Here is a 21,022-nt window from a genome sequence, read left to right as displayed (position 1 = left end):
ATAAAAATCTTTTCCCGCCTAAAATCACTTTTGTTAGACGGCGTTTAAATGGTAAACTTTGAGACTTGCAAGAAAAACAGGCCTATTTTTCTTGCAAGTCTCCTTTACTTAGTCGTGATCAACATCGGCGATTTTCACAACAATTTTCCCTTGTGCTCGCCCTGTCAGTGAATAGTCCACTGCTTCTTGAATTTGGCTAAAAGGTACGACTCGGTCAATTATCGGCTGTAATTTTCCCTGTTCAATGAGCTCAGTGAGTAAAGCTAATTGCTCGCCATCTGGACGCATAAACAAAAAATGATAACTAACATCTGTGGCTTGCTCCAATCGATGAATCTTGCGAGTAGCTATTTTAAAGGCCCATTGTTTCCAAAGCGGCAAGCCATACTCTTTAGCAAAACGTTCGTTGGGAATGCCTGACAATGTAACGACTTTTCCCTGAGGTTTAACCACTGAGAAAGCTTTTTCTAAGATTGTCCCCCCATTGTATCAAACACATAATCGTAGTCGGATAAAACTTCTTCAAAATTTTGTGTCCGATAGTCAATCACTTCATCTGCTCCCAACGCTTGAACCCATTCTTTATTTTTACTACTCGTTGTGGTGGCAACGTAAGCGCCCGCTAGTTTTGCTAATTGAATCGCAATGGTTCCAATCCCTCCTGAACCTGCTTGAATCAGGACTTTCTGGCCTGGCTGTACATTCATAATATCATGTAGCGCTTGATAACTTGTCAAACCGACTAACGGAATGGCCGCAGCTTCTTCAAACGTTAAATTTTTCGGCTTCATAGCTACAGCCGCTTGATCCACTGCAATATATTCAGCAAAAGTTCCCACGCGATTTTTGGGTACTCGCCCGTAAACTGCATCGCCCAGCCTAAAATTTTGAACTTTTTTTCCAACAGAGACAACAATCCCAGCAAAATCACTGCCTAAAATCAGTGGCATTTGATAATTTAAAAGCATCTTTACTTTGCCATCTTTTGTTTTTAAATCAATCGGGTTGATACTGGCAGCGATAATTTTGACCAAAACATCATTGTCATGAATGGTGGGTAAGGGCACCTCCTCGATTGCTAATTCTTTTTGTCCGTATTTATGAATTAAAGCGGCTTTCATCATTGAATCTTTCCTCTCTTTCTATCCCTTTTATTGGTTTAAAAGTTTAAACCTTTAATCAATTAGTATCTTAACGAAAAATGGAATCCACGTCAAGTTTCAGCCCTCAGCGTATTTTATTGACAAAAAACACGAAAAATGGTTTAATCGTTTAAAAATACGAACCAAAGAGGCGAAAGAATATGAAAGAATTAGAAGAAATTCAAACAGAATTTACTGCGCTTAGTGATTTTTTAATCGCATTGGGTGATGAAAAACGCCAAGCAATTATTATTGCACTGTTAGAAGACCAGGCCTGTGTTGGCCGTCGTGTCACTGAGTTAACAGAGGCGACACAACTCTCACGTCCCGCTGTTTCTCACCACTTAAAAATTTTGAAACAAGCCAAATTAATTGATTGTCGCAGTGAAGGAACTAAAAATTATTACTCACTTTCTCACGATACCACCAAAATTGAGCAACTCCAACAACTATTGACCCACATTACGTCGATTATGCCAGGGAGGAAGCAAGCATGAAAAAAATTCTCGTGGTCCTCACAAACGTTTCCCGTTATCACGGCACCGAAGAACCAACGGGCCTCTGGCTAGGTGAAGCCACGGAGTTCGTGGAAGAAGTAACCAAAGCAGGATTTTCAGTTGACTATGTTAGTCCCCAAGGAGGCTATGTCCCTTTGGATCCCCGGAGTATGAAATATGTAGATTCATCCATTATGGCAGTTTATGAAAGTGCTGATTTTCAAGAACGAGCGCTAGCGCATTCCCTCTCTCTTGAAGAAATTGAGCCAGATGAATACGCAGCAATTTACTTTACAGGAGGCCATGGCGTTATGTGGGACTTTCCTGATAATCCTCAGTTGCAAGCAATCACTCGTAGCCTTTACGAACAGGGCAAATACCTAACTTCTGTTTGTCACGGAATTGCTGGTCTTTTAAATGTCAAAGATGCGTCAGGAAATTATTTGATTGCAGATAAAACCATTACTGGCTTCACTACTGCAGAAGAAATTTTAGCCATGAAAAAAGCAGTTGTTCCTTTCTTAAACGAAACAATTGCCAAAGAACATGGTGCTACTTTTGCGAAAAAGCGTCCCTATAAAGAATTTGCGTATCAAGATGGCCGTATAATCACTGGGCAAAATCCTTTTTCTGTCCGCGCTGTCGCAAGATTGTTAATTCAACAACTATCAAAATGAAACAACAGCGACTACTTTTAGGTAGTCGCTGTTGTTTCATTGCTTCTTCTTTTTTCCGAAAGCCGAAGCCCTAACATAAAAAATTTTTGATTAGCTAAAGAGTAACATCGCGCCAATTAAGATAATTAGGTTAATTAAGCCTAAGACAATCATTGGTTTGGCCATGAATTTTGTCCAAGTGGCATATTGAACTTTGGAAATTTCCAAACCACCCATTACGACACCAGATGTTGGCGTGATCAAATTAATCAAGCCACAACCTGAAGCAAAAATCATAACCATCACTTCTGGACTTAAACCAATGTTTTTAGCTAACGCACCCATTACAGGAATAGAAACGTACGCTAAACCAGAAGTTGAAGGAATTAGGAAAGATAAACCTAAGTATAAAACAAAGGCACCGATGACAAATAAGACTGGGGAGAGTCCTTGTAATAAGCCTGCCGCTTTATCAAGGATAAATGAATCTAAATACGTTTTAGACATCAAAACAGATGCCCCGCGAGCAACTACGATAATTAAAACAACGGATAACATATCTTTGGCACCGTCGATAAATGCTTCAATGGTTTCTTTTTCAGTAAAGCGACCAATCAAGGCAGCAATGATCCCTAAAAGGAAGAACCACATCGCTAAGTCGCCAAAGTACCAGTCACCGAAACTGTTGCCTGTTAAAACAGACGTCCAGCCTTTGAAAATCGTCACTCCAAAGTCGTTCCATGGAATTAAGGAAACAATCATAATGACAAAACAGAAAGCGAATACCATTAAGATTTTTTTATGACGATTCGTAAATGGCATTTCTTTCGACGCTGCTTGTCCATACGTTTTTTCCATATCCTCTTGTTCTTGTAAAGATAAAATTGTTGAACCTTTGTCAGCCTTCACTTTTTTCGCATAACGCATCACAATGAAAATAGAATAGCTAGTAGAGGCCGCCCACAAAATAGCACCGACAATTAAAATAATTCCTGTATTCGGCTGAATGCCAATACCTCGCAACGCATCCATCGCTACCCCTGTGGAGAAAGGGTTAACCGTTGAACCGATAACACCTGATCCTGCACCCAATAGCACAGTACCCACTGCGACAAACGTATCAAAACCAGCGGCGACCATGGTGGCACTCAATAAACCATAAAAAGGAATTGTTTCTTCTGCCATTCCATAAGTCGAACCACCAATAGAAAATAAAATCATTAAAATCGGAATGATTTTCAATTCGTTCCCTTTTAACTTTTTAACGACTGATTGAATCCCTGCTTCAAGAGCCCCAGTTTGCGTCACAATATTTAAAAAGCCACCGAGTACTAAAATAAAAATATTAATTTCAATGGCATCTTTAAACCCATTGAATGGAGCCATGATAATATCCGATAATTTGGCCCCTACCACGTGGTCAACCATTTTGCCATCAATTTCTCTTGGGGTAAATGGCTGGCCATTTAGCAAGACCGTTACGATACCTAAAACAATTAAAATAATAAATAAAATACTAAAAGACGAAAGCTGTTTTTTGTTTTTCTTCTTTTTTTCTGCCATATCCTTTTATACAGGAACCTACTTTCCTGTATCTCCCTTCTCTATGATTAATTACTCAATCGATCAATAAAGAATGGTGTATCTAGAAAAGTTAAGAATTTATGACTGTAGCTAATACGGTTCATTTGGACTAATTTTTTCATAACACTGCTTGCTGTTTCCCGCGTAGTTCCACTCATTCGTGCAATGTCATTAATGGTAATTGGACAAGTAATTGCAACGCGTTCTCTGTTGTCAATTCGTTCTCCTAAATCATTTAATAACATCGCCAGTGATGTCACAATCCGTTCACATGCATCATTGGTTGTTCCTTTTTGGATTTTGATCATGCTTTCTTTTAAAAGGACCGATTGTTCTTGAATCCAATGAATCAATTGCTGGGGATTATTTTGGAGAAAACGCTCAAACAGTTTAACTGGCACAAACACAACCTCAATATCCGTATAGGCAATCGCGGAGTCGTAATGAACCTCATCTTGAAACAGTCCGATTCTCGGAAAAAGAGCCTGCTTTTTCATAAAATGCAGATAGGAAAAATTACCACTGCGATCATTTTTTTCAATTTTAATGACACCTGAAACCAGTAAAATCAAATGATTTCTCGGATCACCTGGATAAAAAAGGACTTGGCCTTTTTTATAGGAGCGAACGAAACTCTCGTTGCGCAATTCTGTTAGTTCTGATTCAGAAAAGTATTGAAAATCTTGATTATTTTTAGTGATTATTTTCTCTATCATCATCTTAATTCTCCTAAATACTATACTTTATTTTGTCACAACCGTTCCTACGATTTCATCGCCGCTCATACTTCCTAAGTTTTCCAAAGAAGTGATAATTGCTTGTTTATTGGGTTGGCTTTCTACAAACTGAATGGCGGCTTCAATTTTCGGTAACATACTACCTGGTGCAAAATGACCCGCTTGTTTGTATTCTTCCAACTCTGCTACAGTGACATTGGTTAATTGTTTTTCATCTGGTTTGCCATAATTAATGCACACATAATCCACGCCAGTTAAAATAACTAGTGCATCCGCATCTACTAATTCTGCTAGTTTTTCAGAAGCAAAATCTTTATCGATTACTGCTTCGACACCTTTTAATTCTTGTCCTACGACAGGGATGCCACCACCACCACATGAAATGGTAATTATATCATTTTTTATTAAGGTATTAATAGTCTCAGCCTCGTGGATGTCAATTGGCTTAGGACTTGGAACGACTTTGCGCCAGCCACGTCCTGCATCTTCTTTAAAAATAGCACCTGCTTGCATTGCTTCTTTGGCTTCAGCTTCTGTTAAAAATGGACCGATCGGTTTTGTTGGATTTTTGAATGCCTCATCTGCTGGATCTACGACCACCTGTGTTAAAACAGTAGCCACTTGTTTCTTGATTCCTGCTTTGTTTAATTCTTGATTAAGCGCATTGGACAACCAGTAGCCGATACTTCCTTGTGTCATAGCAACACACGTATCTAGAGGCATTGCTGGATTTTTTTCAGAATCAGCTGCTTGTTGTTGCAATAATAGATTACCAACTTGTGGACCATTGCCATGTGAAACAATCAACCGATGCCCTTGTTTAATTAAATGAACTAAATAGGCAGATGTTTGAACTAATGCTTGCTGTTGTGCGTGTGCGCTAGCATCATTTGAAAGGATGGCATTTCCGCCTAGTGCAACGACCATTTTTTTCCCCATTACAAATCCTTCTTTCCTATCATAATAAAGAATAGGCCGCCCTTCAAAAGAAACTCTTAAAGGGCGAAACAACTATTCTTTTTTCAATGTTTTTTCAGTTGCTTCCTACACACGAGGAATGAATAAGTTGCCTAAAGTAGCTGCCATGATTGCTTTAATAGAATGCATTCTGTTTTCTGCTTCTTCAAATTGACGACCATATTTACTACGGAAGACTTCATCCGTGATTTCCATTTCAGTAATGCCGAATTTTTCAGCAACCATTTCTCCGTATTGTGTTTTCGTATCATGAAAGGCTGGCAAACAGTGTAATACGATTAAATCGCCATCCATGTTTTCGGTTTTTTCTAACATAGCCATATTAATTTGATAAGGTTTCAACAGATTGACACGTTCTTCAAATTTATCTTCTTCACCCATGGACACCCAAACGTCTGTATATAACACGTTGGCTCCTTTAACACCTTTAGCAACGTCGTCTGTAATCATTAATTCTGCACCAGATTCTTTCGCAAATTCTTTTGCATAATTAACGACTTCATCAGAAGGGAACAATTCTTTTGGTGCACAAATGCGAACATTTACGCCTAAAATAGCACCTGTCACTAACAAGCTGTTTGCCATGTTGTTACGGCCATCGCCGACATATACTAAAGTGATTCCTTCTAAACGACCAAAGTTTTCTTTCACTGTCATAAAGTCCGCAATCATTTGTGTTGGATGCCATTGATCCGTTAAACCATTCCAAACAGGAACACCAGAATATTTCGCTAAATCTTCCACTACTTCTTGACTAAACCCACGGAACTCAATCCCGTCAAACATACTACCTAAAACAATCGCTGTATCTTCAACAGATTCTTTTTTACCTAATTGAATATCGTTGGCGCCTAAATACTCAGGATGTGCCCCTAAATCAATCGCTGCTGTCGTAAACGCAGAGCGTGTCCGTGTCGAAGTTTTTTCAAATAAAAGAGCGATATTTTTTCCTTCTAAATAGTGATGTGGAATCCCTTTTTTCTTCAATTCTTTTAAGTGAATACTGAAGTCTACCAAATACTCTAATTCTGCTCTTGAAAAATCTTTTTCTGCTAATAAACTACGTCCTTGAAATACTGAATTCATGATGATTCCTCCTATTTTTGGGTGTTTTTTAAAGATCTTCACGGTAAAGTGGCATACTCATACAACGAGGGCCACCACGGCCACGTACTAGTTCACTTCCTGGAATGTAATTCAATTTCACGCCTGCTTCTTCTAGCGCTTTATTCGTAATCGTATTCCGATCGTAAACAACAACTTCCCCAGGGGCAATTGCTAATGTATTTGAACCGTCGTTCCATTGTTCACGGGCTGCTGCTGTTAAATTTCCAGCGCCGCAACGAATTAATTGAACATTGTCTAAATGCAAGTATTTGCATAAAATGTTATCTAATGTATCTTTTTCTTTTGTAATTTGGATGTCTCCATCTGCTTTTTCCGTGATCGAGTAAACAACCAAGCCGCCTTCGATTTCTGGATGAATTGTAAATTTATCATAGTCAATCATGGTAAAAACGGTATCTAAATGCATGAATTTACGATGTTCACCGATATCAAAAGCCAAGATATTTTTGAATCCTAATTTTTGTTCAAAAATATTTCTCGCAATTTTTTCAATTGACGCGGCATCCGTTCTTTGAGAAATCCCAATGGCCACTACTTCTTTTGAAAGAATTAATTCATCGCCACCTTCAATTCTGGTTGATTCTGAACGATCATAGACTCTAGGAACCTCTTTTCCAGCAAAACGAGGATGATAATCAAAAATGTATTGCCCAAAAATGGTTTCCCGTTGTCGAGTTACTGAATACATATGATTTAAAGAAATCCCGTGCCCCATTGTCGCAAAGTTATCACGCGTGAAGTATAAGTTAGGCATTGGATCAATAATGAATGGATAATCCGCTTCAACCATATCTGTTAAAAATTCTTGCTCATATTTAGGTAATTCTTGTTTTTGAATACCAGCAATCGCTTTTTGAATCAGTTCTTCGTTGTCGTCAATTTCTAACATTAACTCTCTAACTTTTTCTTTTGCTGATTCACTGCGAATATTGGCTTCTTCTAAGAATTGGTCAATAAATTGTCGGCGGACCTCTTCATTAATCAACGCTTCAGCAGCTAAGTCCTCTAAATAGACCACTTCGATATCTTTTGATCGTAACAACTCTGCAAATGCATCATGTTCTGCTTGTGCTTTTTCTAAAAACGGAATATCATCAAACAACAATCTCTCCAGATAATCTGGCATTAAATTTTCTAGTTCCTTACCTGGACGATGTAACATCACTGTTTTCAATTTCCCGATTTCAGAAAATACATTAATTGGATGACTCATGTGAAATAACCTCCTCAACTTAATTACAAACACAGAATAACAGACCTGATTAACCTAGGACGTGAGCCATTTGCCAAACAAAATACCAAATATACAACGGTATTCTTTCTTATGCATATTTCTAGCCTAAAAGAATGCGCTTTCATAGATATTCTAAAAAAATAATGCATAATTAAATAAAAAAAAATGCATTTATTCAAAAAAAATTATTTCTCCACACACTTCATAAAGTTATAATCTTATAGAGGTAAAAGGAAGTGAGCCAGAAGTCGTTTTGACTTCTGGCTCACTTCCTTTTATGCGTTACTTTTTGACAAAGGTGTTGGCTGAATAAATTGTTGAAAATACTGCTCTAGTTCTTGTGCTTTTTCTTCGGATGATGAAACAATAATAACAGTGTCGAAGCCAGCGACAGAACATTTCTTTTCACACAAAGACACTTCATCAAGTACAGCTGAAAACAATGTTGCGTTGTCTGGTAATGTATGAACCACTAGTAAAAAGGCGACACGTTCAACTTTGGTCACTACCTCACGAATTGCTTGTATCAACTGTTCTTTTTTTCGTTCTTCTAAAGAAGTGAATTGTTCAAAAATCGTTAACCGCATCTCGCCAGACTCATCTAATGCTTTGACGACTTTTAATTCCCATAAATCCCGTGAAATCGTTGCTTGTGCGACATTTATCTCGCGCTTTTTTAATTCTCTTAACAACTCATTTTGACTATGAATTACGGTTGTTTGAATGATTTCTTTAATCAAACTTTGGCGTGTTTGCTTATTCACAAATAACACCCTTCCTCCAGACATTTACAAAGCAATACTAGCAGAATCTCTCTAATTAGAATAGAAAAAGGGTCGTTTAGCCAAAAGATTCTCATTGATTTTGTCGGATATTTCGCATTTAAAAAAGTGAGACTTGCACAATTTAGTAAAACGTTGTACAGTGATTTTAGGGAATTACTGGCACCGTTTTAAATAACAGCAATGATGTTTTTTTGCATGATTAACTGAACTGGAGGAAAGTAATGAACCGATTAAAACGCCAAACGATGATTAAGCGATTGGTCACAGAAAATGAAATCCATACACAAAGTGAATTACTAGCATTATTGGAAAAAGAAAATATTCACACCACGCAAGCAACTATTTCTCGTGACATTCGTGAGCTGAATTTAAACAAAGTAGACAATGGTCAAGGAGAAGCCTATTATCGTATCTTGAATAATTCTGCCCTTCGTCCAAAATATAAAACAGATGAAGAACGTCTTGTTGACATTATTATTGAAACTGGTGTTTCTTTAACACAAATAGAGTTCACAAATCTTTTAACCGTCTTACCTGGCAACGGGCAAGCCATTGGGGTTTTAATTGATCGCATACGTATCCACAACCCTCATATCTTGGGCTGCATCGCTGGGGATGATACCATCTTAATTCTTTCAAAAAATAAAGAAGATGCCCTTGAAGTTAACAACTATTTCCAGCAGTATTTGTACCACCCATAATTCATCACTTAGTAAAATCGACTATTTTTTGACATCATTGCTATTTTTATTAAAGATAAATAAAAAAAGGCGTCTCAGTGAAAGCTGAGGCGTTTTCTCATGAGTTTTTCTTTTGAACACCGTCTTTTTTTTGTATAATAATCAAAAAGCAAAGAAAGGGTTTCTTATGACTGAACAATTCATACTCACTTCAAACGATCAACAAACTCAGCTCAATGTACGTCATTGGCCCTGTCCTTCACCCAAAGCCGTAGTTCAATTGATTCACGGCATGGCAGAGCATATCCAACGTTATGATGAATTTGCTCGTTTTTTAAATCAATTAGGGTTTGCCGTAATTGGTCATGATCATCTAGGTCATGGCGAATCTGTACAACCAAGCGCACCAATCTATGGTTTTTTTGGAGAACAAGGGCCTGAAAATGTCGTTACAGATATTCATCAAGTGAAACAATGGGCTGTGAATCGCTATCCACAATTGCCCTATTTTATGATGGGTCACAGCATGGGGTCTTTCGCCTTGCGCAACTATCTGCAAGACTATCCTGTGACTGTGCAAGGAGTCATTTTCATGGGCACTGGAACAAGTCCGTTACCTTTAACCGCAGCATTGCCTTTTATTAAAAAAATGGCCGAGAAACAGCCGAAAAAACCAGCTCCGTTCATTGATAAGCTGGCATTTGGTTCTTTTAGTAAAAAATTTCCTGAAGCAAGTTCCTTTAATTGGCTTTCTAAAAATCAAGCCAATGTCGCTGACTATGAAAATGACCCATTAATGGGCTTCGTATTTACCAATAATGGTTTTGCTACCCTTTTTTCGCTTGTTAAACGAGCCAATCAAAGGAATTGGTACCAAGCGATCCCAAAAGAATTGCCTATTTTAATCATTAGTGGCGCTGAAGACCCAGTTGGTGATTTCAGCAAGGGGCCAGCGAAAATTCAAAAGCAATTAAAGCATGCTGGTTTTCAGCACGTGACGTTACGACTATTTCCCACATTGCGTCATGAAATTTTATTAGAAACGGAAAAAGCAACAGTTTTTCAAGAAATTGGGCATTGGTTAACGGATTTAACGAATTAAAAAAGAAGGTTGATGTCATAACATCAACCTTCTTTTTTAATCTATTTTCGTTAAACCGCCCATATAAGGACGTAGAACTTCTGGAATCGTTACGGTGCCATCTTCATTTTGATAATTTTCCAAAATGGCAGCCACTGTTCGACCAACAGCAAGTCCTGACCCATTAAGAGTATGGGCATATTGAACATGACCCGTTTTATCACGATAACGAATCAACGCCCGACGTGCTTGGAAGTCTTCACAGTTTGAACAAGAACTAATTTCTCGATACGTTTTCTGTGCCGGAATCCAAACTTCTAAATCATAGGTTTTCGCTGCCGAGAAGCCCATATCACCTGTCGAAAGAGTAATCACTCGATAAGGGAGACCCAATTTTTCTAAAATGTCTCCAGCATTGTTGGTCATTTTTTCTAATTCTTCATAAGAGTGTTCTGCATCACTAAATTTAACCATTTCTACTTTATGGAACTGGTGTAAACGAATTAATCCTCGGGTATCACGGCCTGCGCTACCCGCTTCCGAGCGAAAAGAAGGACTTAAAGCAGTAAAATAAATCGGTAACTCTTGCGCATCTAAAATTTCATTATTATAGTAGTTAGTTAATGGGACTTCCGCTGTGGGGATCAGCGTCAAATCACTTTCTGCAACTTGGAAGACATCTTCTTTGAACTTAGGAAACTGACCGGTGCCAAACATTGCTTTGCTATTGACCAAATAAGGAGGAATCACCTCGGTATAACCATGTTCATTAACATGTTGATCTAACATAAAATTATAGACCGCTCGTTCTAAACGAGCCCCTAAGCCTTTGTAATAAAGAAAACGGCTACCAGATACTTTCGCGCCTCTTTCAAAATCTAAAATTCCTAAGGCTTCACCGATTTCCCAATGTGGTTTTGGTTCAAATGAAAAAGTTTTCGGCGTACTCCACCGCCGAACTTCTACGTTGGCGGCTTCGTCTGCGCCAACAGGCACGCTCTCATGAGGTAAGTTAGGCAGACGTTCTGCAATTGCTGTGCATTGTTCTTGCAAATGAACAACTTCTTGGTCTAAAACTTTAATTTGCTCGCTAACTTCTTGCATATTTAGCAACTGTTGTGAAGCATCTTTTTGTGCACGCTTTAATTGTGCAATTTCTCCTGATACCTGATTACGGTGTTTTTTCAGTTCTTCAACTTTAACAAGTAACGCTCTCCGTTCTTCATCTAAAGCCAAAAAGCGTAATAAAACTTCCTCGTCCACACCACGTGTTTTTAACTTTTTCTGTACCACTTCTACATTTTGGCGAATTTTTTTCATATCCAGCATCTTATTTACCTCTTCATGATTAAATTTTAAACAATGGTGAATTTTACTTTTTCAAAAATTTCATTCTTCATTCGTTGGCCAGTCGCTGTGCCAGCTAAGCCACCTAAACCCGTTTCTCTCAATTCTCGTGGTAATTGACGGCCGACTTTATTCATGGCTTCCACCACTTCATCTGCTGGTATTTTATTTACAATTCCAGCTAAAGCCATATCTGCAGCGATTAACGCATTGCCTGCACCTACTGTATTTCGTTTGACACAAGGAATTTCGACTAACCCAGCCACTGGGTCACAAACTAAACCTAATAAATTCCCTAAAGCCATAGCAAAAGCTTCAGAAGATTGGCGTGGTGTTCCGCCAGCCGCTTCAACAGCTGCAGCGGCGGCCATCGCTGAAGCACTGCCTACTTCGGCTTGACATCCACCAACAGCACCAGCAATCATCGCATTGTTGGCTGTGACCATTCCAAATAAAGAACTGGTAAACAAGAAACGAATTTGTTGATCACGCGTTAAATTCAAGGTATTTTTAATCGCTGTTAAAACCCCTGGTAAGGTGCCACTTGCACCAGCGGTTGGCGTTGCGCAAACAACGCCCATTGCTGCATTGACTTCATTCGTACCTAGTGCGGCTTGAACTGCAGACATCATTAAATCACCTGATAACGTTTTGCCAGCTGCGCGGTATTTTTTTAAACGAGCCGCATCACCGCCCGTTAACCCAGTAGGAGAAAAAACGCCTGCTCCTTCTTGCGAGCGTTTGACAGCAGCATCCATGACATCCAAATTTTGACCCATCTGTGTCCAAATTTCTTCATAGCTTTTTTGGCTACGCTCCATTTCTTGCTCAATCATCAAATCAGAGATTTTTTTTCCTGTTTTTTCAGCTTTATCGATAAATTCTTCAATCGAAAGGTACATATGTCAAACTCCTATCATAATAAGATTATTTTCGATGTGTCATCTAGTGAAAACAGTTGTTCTTTCACCGAGGAAATTGGTGCCGAATCTAAGTCAAAGATGAATAAAATTTGATTCCCTTCCACATAACGAGACACCGCATTCACTTGAATATTATTTTTTTGTAACGTATCTTTAAAAGCTTGCATCGCCTGCTCTTCTTGATTAATGACTAACAAAATAGGTAAAGGACCATGTAGTTGGACATTGAAACCGTCTAATTCAATGTATTTCACCTCGATAGTGCCGCCACCTACAGAAATTCCTGTTAAATGAATTTCGTGCGTTGCATCACTGAGTGTCACACATGCTGTATTAGCATGCTTCACTGGACTTTCTTCACTCATTTCTAAAAATTGAATCTCAATTCCTTGTTCTTCCGCAAGTTCAATGGATTGTGTTACGTTGGCATCATCTGCTGCTAGTCCAAGAATTCCGCCAATAATTGCAAAATCAGTCCCATGTCCTTTATGCGTGTCTGCAAAAGATTCATAGTATTTAATCACAATTTTTTCTGGTGTTCCGCCGAATAACTTTCTTGCCGCTAAGCCAATTGCTAAGGCCCCAGCTGTATGCGAACTAGAAGGACCAATCATAATAGGACCAATAATGTCAAAACAACTTTTGTAGTTCATTACTTTGTTCACTTTTTTAGGTTTATTGATGGCCATAGCTGTGTTCATACGTAACTCCTCCTTTGGTTTTTACTGCTTCTTTTTCTTTTTCACTGGTTACTTCCGTCGTTCCTTCAAATTCTGGTGTATTATCCACCGCTTCAATTCTGTAACGTTTAAAGACCAGCGCACCTAAAAATCCAAACATCAGACTGACCACTGTGATAATCGCTACTGCTAGTAAAGTCGTTTGAATGGCATTGTTACCTAATGTCACAAGTAAACCAGCCCACGGCGTTGCCATTCCTGTCACAGGTACTTTTAAGCCAAAGAAAGTCACTACAATACCACTAACCATTCCTGAAAATAAATTCGTTGCGTAAATAGGTATTGGATTGGAGCTGATGATATCGACTTGTGTTAATGGCTCAATTGCCACAGCTAACGGGGTTGAAGCTGTGCCTAGTTTTAACTTTTTAAATAGCGCCGCATTGACAATGGAACTGCCGTAACAAGTCAACGCACCGACAGCCATTGGTACACCAGTCAAACCAATCAAGGCAGTTAAAACCATTGAACTTAACGGTGTCATACCAACAATCGGGATAATAGCACCTAAAATTGCGCCCATCACATATGGATTGCCGTCTACTGCACTTAAAATCGTGCCCCCAATAACTTCTAGGACACCTAATACAACGGGTTGAATAAAACCAGCAACTAACGAAGCAGCGACTGGAATGACTAAAATAACGACTAATAAGTCAATCCCTTCTGGAATACGTTTTTGCATCTGCTCAACAACAAAAGATAAAAGATATGCGGTAATAAAGGCTGGTAACAAGCTGACTTTAATCAATGACAGACCTAAAATAATTGAAAAAACTGGACTAATCCCGAAAGCAAGCGGCACAAGAGCTCCAGCTGCTAAACCACCTAGACTACCCATAGTTTCACCAATTTGCGACACATAATCTAAATGAAAAACGCCGCCTACTGCATACCGCAAAAACGCCTCTGGTAGAAAGGTGGCACAAGCTGCACCAGACAAAGCACTTAAAGATTTTTTCCCTCGCGGTGCTTTAAAAGAGAATAGGGACATGCCACATAAAACTAAGACTAACATCAAGATTCCTGATAACGTTTTCATTTCTTTGCCTCCAACTATATTTTTTTATAACGGATGGTACTCCTGAATAAAATTTTTATTGCTCAACAAGTGAAAGAATGAGCGAGCATTCCGATGAACTAAAGTACAATGAGTAACAAAAATTTCATTCCACATTCAGAGTATACGACTAAACAAAAGTTTAGTCAATGTATTTTTTTAACATAAAGAATCTTATTGCTTTTCCATTAAAAAAGTATTACACTAAAATTAATTTCAGTGTAGGGGAGGATATCACTTGGAGTCATATTTACGTTTAAGTGAAGTAGATAAACAAATCTTACATTCACATGCCTTAATGCTTGATGGATTAGGGAACTTCTTTGGTAGTACCCATGAAGTCATTCTTCATAGTTTAGAAAATTTGGAAAGTTCAGCTATCAAAGTCATCAATGGCCATTTCAGTAACCGCAAGGAAGGTGCCCCCATTACTGATATGGCGTTAAAAATGTTAAGTCAAGTAGAGTCGGAACATGATTACGCTGTGAAACCCTACTACAATAAAAATCAAAAAGGGGTTATTTTAAAATCTTCCACCATTCCAGTTATCGGTGAAAATGATCGTATTATTGGATTGATCTGTATCAATATGCATTTAGAAATGCCATTAATTGATTACTTGCAAGACTTATTACCTTCAGGACAACAAAATGATATGTCCCAAGAGCTTAAAAATTCTGAACATTTTTCTGACAATATTGACGAATTAATCACTACTTCACTGACAAAAGTAAAACAAGCAGTAGAAAGCGATCCAAATGTATCACATTTGAATCAAAATAAAGAAATTGTTATTCGTTTATATGATCAAGGAATTTTTAATCTCAAAGATTCTGTCATAAAGATTGCCGATCGATTAGGTATTTCAAAAAATACCATCTATTTACATATCCGCAATCATAAAAAAGAAGAAGCTTAAAACATCAAAGCCACCAACGCTAACTAGCGTTGGTGGCTTTGATCACTTCTCTTCTATTTTAATTTGGTAAATCAAACAAGTAAGGTGTCCCTATTTCTCCATTTAACGTAACGTCTAAGCGATTTTTTGTGCCGGTAACTAAATTACTGGCTGTGAAATTTCCTTGGGCATCCGCAGTAAAACTTGCTAAAATCACCCGCGCATCATCTGCACGTGACACTAAAATAGTTGCATTCGGTGCTGTTTTACCAGAAATTGTCCCTTGTTTCGGATCAATCGTAATATTGCTAAAAGAAAGCGCTGCTTCTTGTCCTGAACTTGGAATATCAATTTGGACAGGTGCACTATTCCGTTGATCAACGGTTGCGATTAATTGAGTAGTCGCTCCCGCTCTGGGACTAATTACTGTAAAATTGCCATTGGCATCCGCATAAAAAACACCTGCTTGTGCAGAAGCATCACCGACTACCGTTGCTGTAATGGTTGCATTAGGTAATGTAGTACCATTAATTTCATTTCTTTCAGGATTGAAAACAACATTGGTAATTGTAATGTTTGTATCAGGTGCTTGGTTTTGAGGGACTTCATTCGTTTCATCAGTTCCTGCAGAAGGCTGCGTGGCATTTTCTGACGGATTTTCCCCTGTCACATTAGAATTTTGACCCGTGACAGACGAATGACTACTTTTCATTTCTTGTTGGCTAGAGGATTTCTGCGTGGCTTTCTTTGTTTCTTGCTTTGGCTTAGAATCATTTGTGCTTGCTGTTTTTTTGTTTCCACATCCTGCTAGACTTAAAGACAATACACTGAACGTTAACATACTGAACAAAGCAATTTTTTTCATTTTTCGTTACCTCCAGAAATCTTTTTGTAACATTAATGTAACATTTTTTTAAAAATCTAGCAATAATTTTTCAACCGTTTTCCTTTTTGTTTAAAAAGAAAAAACCTGCACAAAGGCATTTAGCCTTTGTGTAGGTTTTTATCTGCTAAATGGATTTAATGTTTGCGATAGCTTAAATAGTAAAAGCCAGAAACAAAAATGGCACCACCAATGATATTACCTAAATAAACAAAAATAAAATTACGGAAAAAGTCTCCCCACTGAACGCCGCCTTCAAAAATTGCGGCTGGAATGATGAATGCATTCGCCACACTATGCTGAAAGCCAATTGCAACAAAAATCATTACTGGAAACCAGATGCCTAATAGTTTCCCCGCTGCATCTTTCGCACCATAACAAAGCCATAAGGCCAGACCTACGAACCAGTTACAGCCAATACCTGAAATAATTGCTTGAAGCCAAGTTGCTGCAACTTTATGTTCTGCAAGAGAAAGAACCTGATTTAAATAGGCGCCGCTACTGGTTAAACCTAAATAATGACCAAAAAAATAGGCAACAAATAAGGCGCCAACCATATTTGCCAATGTAATTGTGACCCAGTTCACGAGTAATTCTCTGAAAGAGACCTTTTTAGCAAACCAAGCCGTACTCACTGCCATCATATTTCCTGTGATTAACTCACCACCAGCCATTAAAATAACAATTAGACCAATTGGGAAAACCGCAGCTCCCACTAAAGCTTGAACACTGGCTAAATCTGCTGGAATAGAGGCGGAAACACGCACATAAGCCAAATAGCCGAGGGAAATCATGGCACCGCCGATAAATCCTAAAATGAGTTTTGCTACCAAAGGCTTTTTAATTTTTTTCTGACCATTTTCAATACTAATACTTAAAATTTCATCTGGTGTATACAAACATTTCACTTCCTTTGTTTTTTGTCCTCCTTTACTTTACCCTTATATCACAGAATTTCAAGTACTTTTGTGTATTTTTTCACTAAAAACTGTAGTTCTTTTAATTTTATATGAAAACATCCTGAAACAAGTCCTATTTCTTGTTTCAGGATGTTTACTTATCCGTTTTTAAAGAGTTATCTTTTCACTTTAAAACAATAGGTTGCTATGGCTAACGATAAAAAGCTCAGGCCTAGGAAGCTCCCAACTGCTGAAGATTGTTCCCCTGTTTTGGGGAATTTTTTCTTGGCAATTTTGGTCGTATTATCCGCTTTTTTGACTGTTCCTGACGATTCTTGATTTGTCTGTATCTGTTTAGTTGCTTGGTTTTCTGCTACTGATTCCTTTGTTTGACTAGCCTTGGCAGAGGGCTTTGAATTACTTTGAGCGTCATTAGGATCTTGATTAGACTCTACCGCGTAAATGACAGAATTCTGGCCTTTGCTTTGACTGTTTTCGTTTAAAGTGCTTGGGGTGCTACTCTCACTTGTACTGTTGGTTGCGCTGGTCGTACTTGAAGCACTACTTTCGCTGGTACTACTGGTTTTACTGGTTGTACTTGGTGTGTTGCTTTCATTTGTATTGCTTGTTTCACTTGTCGTACTTGAGGTACTACTTTCGCTGGTTGTGCTTGGCGTGTTGCTTTCACTCGTACTACTGCTCTCACTTGTCGTGCTTGGCGTGCTGCTTTCGCTGGTACTACTGCTTTCACTTGTCGTGCTTGAGGTACTACTTTCGCTGGTATTACTACTCTCACTTGTCGTGCTTGGCGTGCTGCTTTCGCTGGTACTACTGCTTTCACTTGTCGTGCTTGAGGTGCTGCTTTCGCTTGTACTACTGCTTTCATTTGTCGTGCTTGGCGTGCTGCTTTCGCTGGTATTACTGGTTTCACTGGTTGTGCTTGAGGTGCTGCTTTCGCTTGTGTTACTAGTTGTCTCTGTTGATTTTTCAACTAACAGAAGTAACGCCGTTTTTATGGTTTGTGTTAATTGGTTAATACGCTTTTGTGCATCTGCAGGCGTTTTAAAGCCACCAAGTGTTGGCTCTAATAATTCTTCATCTGACCAAGCAAGCAGTTGTTGTAACTGCTTAGAGCTTCCTTCGCCAGTTGTTGTATCTATTAAGGCTTCTTGCATGGCTTGCCAAGAGTCTTTGGTATATACAGATTCGTCTAATTTATGAACGCTTGCAAGTTCATTTTCTGCTTCTGTACGCTCTAGCGTGATATCGGCTTTTTTGACTAATACTTTCATTGCAGATTGCAAATTACTTGTTAACTGATCCACTTGCTCTTGGGTTTTGTCCTGACTCTCCTGACCTTCTGCTAACAATTGTGTCGCCTGCTGATAATAGGAAGGAACAATTGTTTTAGGCCCAATGGCAGTGAATAGCTGCCAAGAGTAAACTGTATATTGGTTTGCTTCACCAATCGAAGCATAAACGGTTTGTAGCTGGGACAAATCAAGCTTTTTTGCAGGGGCCTCTACCGTCACCGGTACGTTCACTGTTACCAATGACCCTGTTTCATAAGTTAATTGAACAGTCACTTTTTGTTGGCCGATTTCATTTAAGACCTCTGGATTGACGATTTTAGCGGCTGGGACTGCTTCATCCGCGTCATTTGTATTAGCAACCAGTTGCTGCGGATCGATTGATTGTCCTTGCACAATCGTTGTAGCCACAGGGGTTGCTAAAGTATTTCTAACCGGAATTGGCGTATTTTTATATTGCTCATAAAGTGTTGGTGAAATTAATGATTCCCATGTTGCTGGCATTAAGCGATAGTCCGCCTCTGTCCAATTTTCTACCAATAATTGGCCGTTTTTAAGGCCATCATCTCGAGTATTGTCTTTCACAAAACTCGTTTCTGGTCGGAAACCACCGCCACTAGCGATTAACAATTCCCGACGTCGATTTTGCGGAATATTGTGGTAGTTAACAAACTGATTGTTGATAAATACGCCATTGAACACATTGTTATTTCCTGTATGTCGATTGTATTCCATTCCAATTGCATATTGATTGTTCCAATACTTCCAATCAAAAATGTTATTAGCCACTAACCAGTTAGAGAGTTCTGAGATAGCACCCTCTGCTTGCGTTTCTGCCAAACCAATCTCTGGTGTTCCATACATAATGAGGCCTGTATTTCGCAAATAATTATTCATAATCGTAATATTACGGCCTGATTTAAACTTAAATCCGCCAGCTGGACCATTTTGTAGTCCACGTAAGTGATTCCCCACCACCGTGATATTTTGGGCACCACGGAAATAAATCGCATGATCGCCACCTAAGCCGTTTAAGTTTTCATTTTCATAGGGTGAATAGAAAAAATTATGTTGGACAGTTACATCCTTCAACATATTAAAAGAATTAACCCCGGTGGATAGATAATTTTGTTCATTAGGTACTGAAATAGCACCTGCTTCAATGGCTGTTTGTAAACGTGTAATAGTTGCTGCTAAGTCTGAACGACTGGTGCTTTTAATCGCATCTAATTCCGTCACTTTTAACCCAAATAAATTGTCCACGATGTCTACATCTGACATATACTGGAAGCGACTTGGTGTTGAATAACCACCAATGTAAATCGCTCGGTTAAAATCAATCCCTGGCTGCATATGTGCTGTGTCTCGCATGAAAATATTACCTGAAATTTTAACGCCAATATCTGCATTTAAATTGACCACGAATCCTTTTAATGGATTATAAAAGATATTGTTTGCTAGCGTTAATTGATTCGTCAATTTTAAGGTCACATTGATGCCGTCAAAAGCAATATTTTGAAGTCGTACATTGGTTTTCGTCCCGTACGTTGTGTCTGTTAGTTGAATCGGTGTACCTGTAGCATTATGTAAAATAGTGGCTCCTGTTGTATCGCCAATTAATTGATAATTTGAAGAAATCGCAATATCTTTTGACAGAGCATAACTTCCCTGTGGTAAAAATAATGCCCGTCCTTCCTTTGCTGTCTGACTCAGTAATGTCTGTAACTTCTCTGTTTGATCCTCTGTGCTATTAGGTACCATCGCTTGCGCACCAAAAATTGTTGCATCTGTTGCATCAACTGGTTCAGCCGCTTCAGTCACCATTGGTAGACCCACCACCGTCAATAAACCAAATAGAAGAATAAGTATTGTTTTCTTCATGTGTTTTCCTCTTTTCATTCCGTTACTTCCAACGGCTTATTTTGTAAAAGTTGATACAGCGTAATAACACGACTGTCTTCGTATGCATAAATTTTTTTGAATTTTGGATTCATATGTAAGATACTTGTTACCTTTAACAAGTTTTGATTTGTGACTTCTAATTCTAAGGCCTCAACCAATTCCTTTAATCGAACACCGGCACTATTTTCTTCACAACTTAAGATTTCTTCAATTTGTTCCATCCGTTTTTTCATTCTATCCCGCCTTCCTTCCCTTGCTCTTTCTATTATATAGAAAAATTCTTGTGAGAACCCTCAATATTTTTTAACTGACTGTTAAAAAAAGTAGTAGTTCCTTTACTATCAATAGCTAATCATCTATTATTTACGATAAAAAAAGCAAAAAAAGTACCTTTTTGACATAATTTTCAGAAGAATTGACGTAGTATTTATTAAAAAACAACGAGAAAACGTCAATAAGTAGGTGTTGATTACCTACTTATTGACGTTTTCTTCTTGTCTTTTTTTACTTTTTAGAAAAAATTTTTTACAATTTATCGGACATATACCTCAAAAAAAC

19 protein-coding genes and 1 pseudogene are annotated in these 21,022 nt (G+C 38.4%); 5 read left to right on the top strand and 15 right to left on the bottom strand.

The features are described 5' to 3' along the window. Window positions 1–108: 108 nt before the first annotated feature. Window positions 109–1,124 (bottom strand): annotated as a pseudogene (locus IGK72_RS00595) (NADP-dependent oxidoreductase). A gap of 179 nt (window positions 1,125–1,303) precedes the next feature. Between IGK72_RS00595 and IGK72_RS00590 the strand changes: the two are divergent. After that, complete coding sequence (locus IGK72_RS00590) at window positions 1,304–1,639, top strand: ArsR/SmtB family transcription factor (protein WP_002356136.1); 336 nt, start codon at window positions 1,304–1,306, stop codon at window positions 1,637–1,639. Further along, on the top strand, window positions 1,636–2,316 hold the full coding sequence (locus tag IGK72_RS00585; protein ID WP_002359260.1) for a type 1 glutamine amidotransferase domain-containing protein: 681 nt from the start codon (window positions 1,636–1,638) through the stop codon (window positions 2,314–2,316). The genes IGK72_RS00590 and IGK72_RS00585 overlap by 4 nt, the downstream gene beginning before the upstream one ends. Before the next feature lie 90 nt (window positions 2,317–2,406). Here IGK72_RS00585 and IGK72_RS00580 read toward each other — a convergent pair whose 3' ends face one another. From IGK72_RS00580 to IGK72_RS00555, 6 genes are all read right to left on the bottom strand, one after another. Then, on the bottom strand, window positions 2,407–3,858 hold the full coding sequence (locus tag IGK72_RS00580) for a YfcC family protein (RefSeq protein WP_002356134.1): 1,452 nt from the start codon (window positions 3,856–3,858) through the stop codon (window positions 2,407–2,409). Window positions 3,859–3,905: 47 nt separating this feature from the next. Beyond that, window positions 3,906–4,598, bottom strand: a complete 693-nt coding sequence (locus IGK72_RS00575; RefSeq protein ID WP_002356133.1) for a Crp/Fnr family transcriptional regulator — start codon at window positions 4,596–4,598, stop codon at window positions 3,906–3,908. A gap of 24 nt (window positions 4,599–4,622) precedes the next feature. Next, the gene (gene arcC, locus IGK72_RS00570) at window positions 4,623–5,555 is read right to left on the bottom strand and encodes a carbamate kinase (RefSeq protein WP_002356132.1); all 933 of its coding nucleotides are present in this window, start codon (window positions 5,553–5,555) and stop codon (window positions 4,623–4,625) included. Window positions 5,556–5,660: 105 nt separating this feature from the next. Then, a complete protein-coding gene (gene argF / locus IGK72_RS00565; protein ID WP_161299076.1) occupies window positions 5,661–6,683 on the bottom strand; it encodes an ornithine carbamoyltransferase in 1,023 nt (340 codons plus the stop codon). Between the two features lie 25 nt (window positions 6,684–6,708). Then, window positions 6,709–7,935 carry an arginine deiminase gene (gene arcA, locus IGK72_RS00560; RefSeq protein WP_002356129.1) on the bottom strand — a complete coding sequence of 409 codons (1,227 nt, stop codon included), beginning with the start codon at window positions 7,933–7,935 and terminating at the stop codon, window positions 6,709–6,711. A gap of 296 nt (window positions 7,936–8,231) precedes the next feature. Further along, complete coding sequence (locus tag IGK72_RS00555; protein ID WP_002387472.1) at window positions 8,232–8,744, bottom strand: arginine repressor; 513 nt, start codon at window positions 8,742–8,744, stop codon at window positions 8,232–8,234. Window positions 8,745–8,962: 218 nt separating this feature from the next. Between IGK72_RS00555 and IGK72_RS00550 the strand changes: the two genes are divergently transcribed. Together IGK72_RS00550 and IGK72_RS00545 are read left to right on the top strand one after the other, a co-directional pair. Further along, complete coding sequence (locus IGK72_RS00550; protein WP_002356125.1) at window positions 8,963–9,442, top strand: arginine repressor; 480 nt, start codon at window positions 8,963–8,965, stop codon at window positions 9,440–9,442. A 130-nt stretch (window positions 9,443–9,572) separates the two neighbouring features. Next, window positions 9,573–10,523: an alpha/beta hydrolase gene (locus IGK72_RS00545; protein WP_002394609.1), complete on the top strand. Its 951-nt coding sequence runs from the start codon at window positions 9,573–9,575 to the stop codon at window positions 10,521–10,523. Window positions 10,524–10,559: 36 nt separating this feature from the next. On the opposite strand, the gene serS is transcribed toward IGK72_RS00545, so the two are convergent. From serS to IGK72_RS00525, 4 genes are read right to left on the bottom strand one after another with little or no spacing between them, the layout of a single operon-like run. Next, complete coding sequence (gene serS / locus IGK72_RS00540) at window positions 10,560–11,831, bottom strand: serine--tRNA ligase (RefSeq protein ID WP_002356123.1); 1,272 nt, start codon at window positions 11,829–11,831, stop codon at window positions 10,560–10,562. A gap of 26 nt (window positions 11,832–11,857) precedes the next feature. Beyond that, on the bottom strand, window positions 11,858–12,751 hold the full coding sequence (gene sdaAA / locus IGK72_RS00535) for an L-serine ammonia-lyase, iron-sulfur-dependent, subunit alpha (protein WP_002356122.1): 894 nt from the start codon (window positions 12,749–12,751) through the stop codon (window positions 11,858–11,860). 14 nt (window positions 12,752–12,765) lie between these two features. Continuing rightward, window positions 12,766–13,461: an L-serine ammonia-lyase, iron-sulfur-dependent subunit beta gene (gene sdaAB, locus IGK72_RS00530; protein WP_002387470.1), complete on the bottom strand. Its 696-nt coding sequence runs from the start codon at window positions 13,459–13,461 to the stop codon at window positions 12,766–12,768. Next, a complete protein-coding gene (locus IGK72_RS00525) occupies window positions 13,448–14,554 on the bottom strand; it encodes a PTS sugar transporter subunit IIC (RefSeq protein ID WP_002383466.1) in 1,107 nt (368 codons plus the stop codon). Before IGK72_RS00525 ends, sdaAB begins: the two co-directional genes overlap by 14 nt. Window positions 14,555–14,870: 316 nt before the next feature. On the opposite strand from IGK72_RS00525, the gene IGK72_RS00520 reads away from it, so the two are divergent. Next, the gene (locus IGK72_RS00520) at window positions 14,871–15,491 is read left to right on the top strand and encodes a helix-turn-helix transcriptional regulator (RefSeq protein WP_002383467.1); all 621 of its coding nucleotides are present in this window, start codon (window positions 14,871–14,873) and stop codon (window positions 15,489–15,491) included. 58 nt (window positions 15,492–15,549) lie between these two features. Here the strand turns inward: IGK72_RS00520 and IGK72_RS00515 are convergent, their stop codons facing one another. The 4 genes from IGK72_RS00515 to IGK72_RS00500 all read right to left on the bottom strand — a co-directional run bounded on the left by IGK72_RS00515 (window position 15,550) and on the right by IGK72_RS00500 (window position 20,697). Continuing rightward, window positions 15,550–16,335 (bottom strand): hypothetical protein, encoded by a 786-nt coding sequence (locus tag IGK72_RS00515; protein WP_430619607.1) that lies wholly within the window; start codon window positions 16,333–16,335, stop codon window positions 15,550–15,552. 155 nt (window positions 16,336–16,490) lie between these two features. Continuing rightward, window positions 16,491–17,252, bottom strand: coding sequence for a formate/nitrite transporter family protein (locus tag IGK72_RS00510; protein WP_070416002.1), 762 nt, complete (start codon window positions 17,250–17,252; stop codon window positions 16,491–16,493). Window positions 17,253–17,428: 176 nt separating this feature from the next. Then, window positions 17,429–20,461: a glycosyl hydrolase family 28-related protein gene (locus IGK72_RS00505; protein ID WP_023895196.1), complete on the bottom strand. Its 3,033-nt coding sequence runs from the start codon at window positions 20,459–20,461 to the stop codon at window positions 17,429–17,431. Continuing rightward, entirely contained in the window at window positions 20,458–20,697 is a 240-nt protein-coding gene (locus IGK72_RS00500; RefSeq protein ID WP_002356115.1) for a hypothetical protein, read from the bottom strand. The genes IGK72_RS00505 and IGK72_RS00500 overlap by 4 nt, the downstream gene beginning before the upstream one ends. Between the last annotated feature and the right edge of the window lie 325 nt (window positions 20,698–21,022).

Origin of the sequence: Enterococcus sp. DIV0183 (genome assembly GCF_050541505.1) — a bacterium.
Classification (GTDB): domain Bacteria; phylum Bacillota; class Bacilli; order Lactobacillales; family Enterococcaceae; genus Enterococcus; species Enterococcus faecalis.
This window is presented reverse-complemented; position numbering and strand designations above follow the sequence as displayed.

Excerpts from the sequence above, each read along its gene's own strand:
- IGK72_RS00505 (WP_023895196.1), bottom strand. The coding sequence starts at position 20,461 with ATGAAAAGAGGAAAACACATGAAGAAAACAATACTTATTCTTCTATTT.
- IGK72_RS00575 (WP_002356133.1), bottom strand. The coding sequence starts at position 4,598 with ATGATGATAGAGAAAATAATCACTAAAAATAATCAAGATTTTCAATAC.
- IGK72_RS00580 (WP_002356134.1), bottom strand. The coding sequence starts at position 3,858 with ATGGCAGAAAAAAAGAAGAAAAACAAAAAACAGCTTTCGTCTTTTAGT.
- IGK72_RS00500 (WP_002356115.1), bottom strand. The coding sequence starts at position 20,697 with ATGAAAAAACGGATGGAACAAATTGAAGAAATCTTAAGTTGTGAAGAA.
- IGK72_RS00520 (WP_002383467.1), top strand. The coding sequence starts at position 14,871 with ATGCTTGATGGATTAGGGAACTTCTTTGGTAGTACCCATGAAGTCATT.
- IGK72_RS00590 (WP_002356136.1), top strand. The coding sequence starts at position 1,304 with ATGAAAGAATTAGAAGAAATTCAAACAGAATTTACTGCGCTTAGTGAT.
- IGK72_RS00515 (WP_430619607.1), bottom strand. The coding sequence starts at position 16,335 with ATGAAAAAAATTGCTTTGTTCAGTATGTTAACGTTCAGTGTATTGTCT.
- IGK72_RS00585 (WP_002359260.1), top strand. The coding sequence starts at position 1,636 with ATGAAAAAAATTCTCGTGGTCCTCACAAACGTTTCCCGTTATCACGGC.
- arcC (WP_002356132.1), bottom strand. The coding sequence starts at position 5,555 with ATGGGGAAAAAAATGGTCGTTGCACTAGGCGGAAATGCCATCCTTTCA.
- serS (WP_002356123.1), bottom strand. The coding sequence starts at position 11,831 with ATGCTGGATATGAAAAAAATTCGCCAAAATGTAGAAGTGGTACAGAAA.
- sdaAA (WP_002356122.1), bottom strand. The coding sequence starts at position 12,751 with ATGTACCTTTCGATTGAAGAATTTATCGATAAAGCTGAAAAAACAGGA.
- sdaAB (WP_002387470.1), bottom strand. The coding sequence starts at position 13,461 with ATGGCCATCAATAAACCTAAAAAAGTGAACAAAGTAATGAACTACAAA.
- IGK72_RS00550 (WP_002356125.1), top strand. The coding sequence starts at position 8,963 with ATGAACCGATTAAAACGCCAAACGATGATTAAGCGATTGGTCACAGAA.
- IGK72_RS00555 (WP_002387472.1), bottom strand. The coding sequence starts at position 8,744 with ATGTCTGGAGGAAGGGTGTTATTTGTGAATAAGCAAACACGCCAAAGT.
- IGK72_RS00525 (WP_002383466.1), bottom strand. The coding sequence starts at position 14,554 with ATGAAAACGTTATCAGGAATCTTGATGTTAGTCTTAGTTTTATGTGGC.
- arcA (WP_002356129.1), bottom strand. The coding sequence starts at position 7,935 with ATGAGTCATCCAATTAATGTATTTTCTGAAATCGGGAAATTGAAAACA.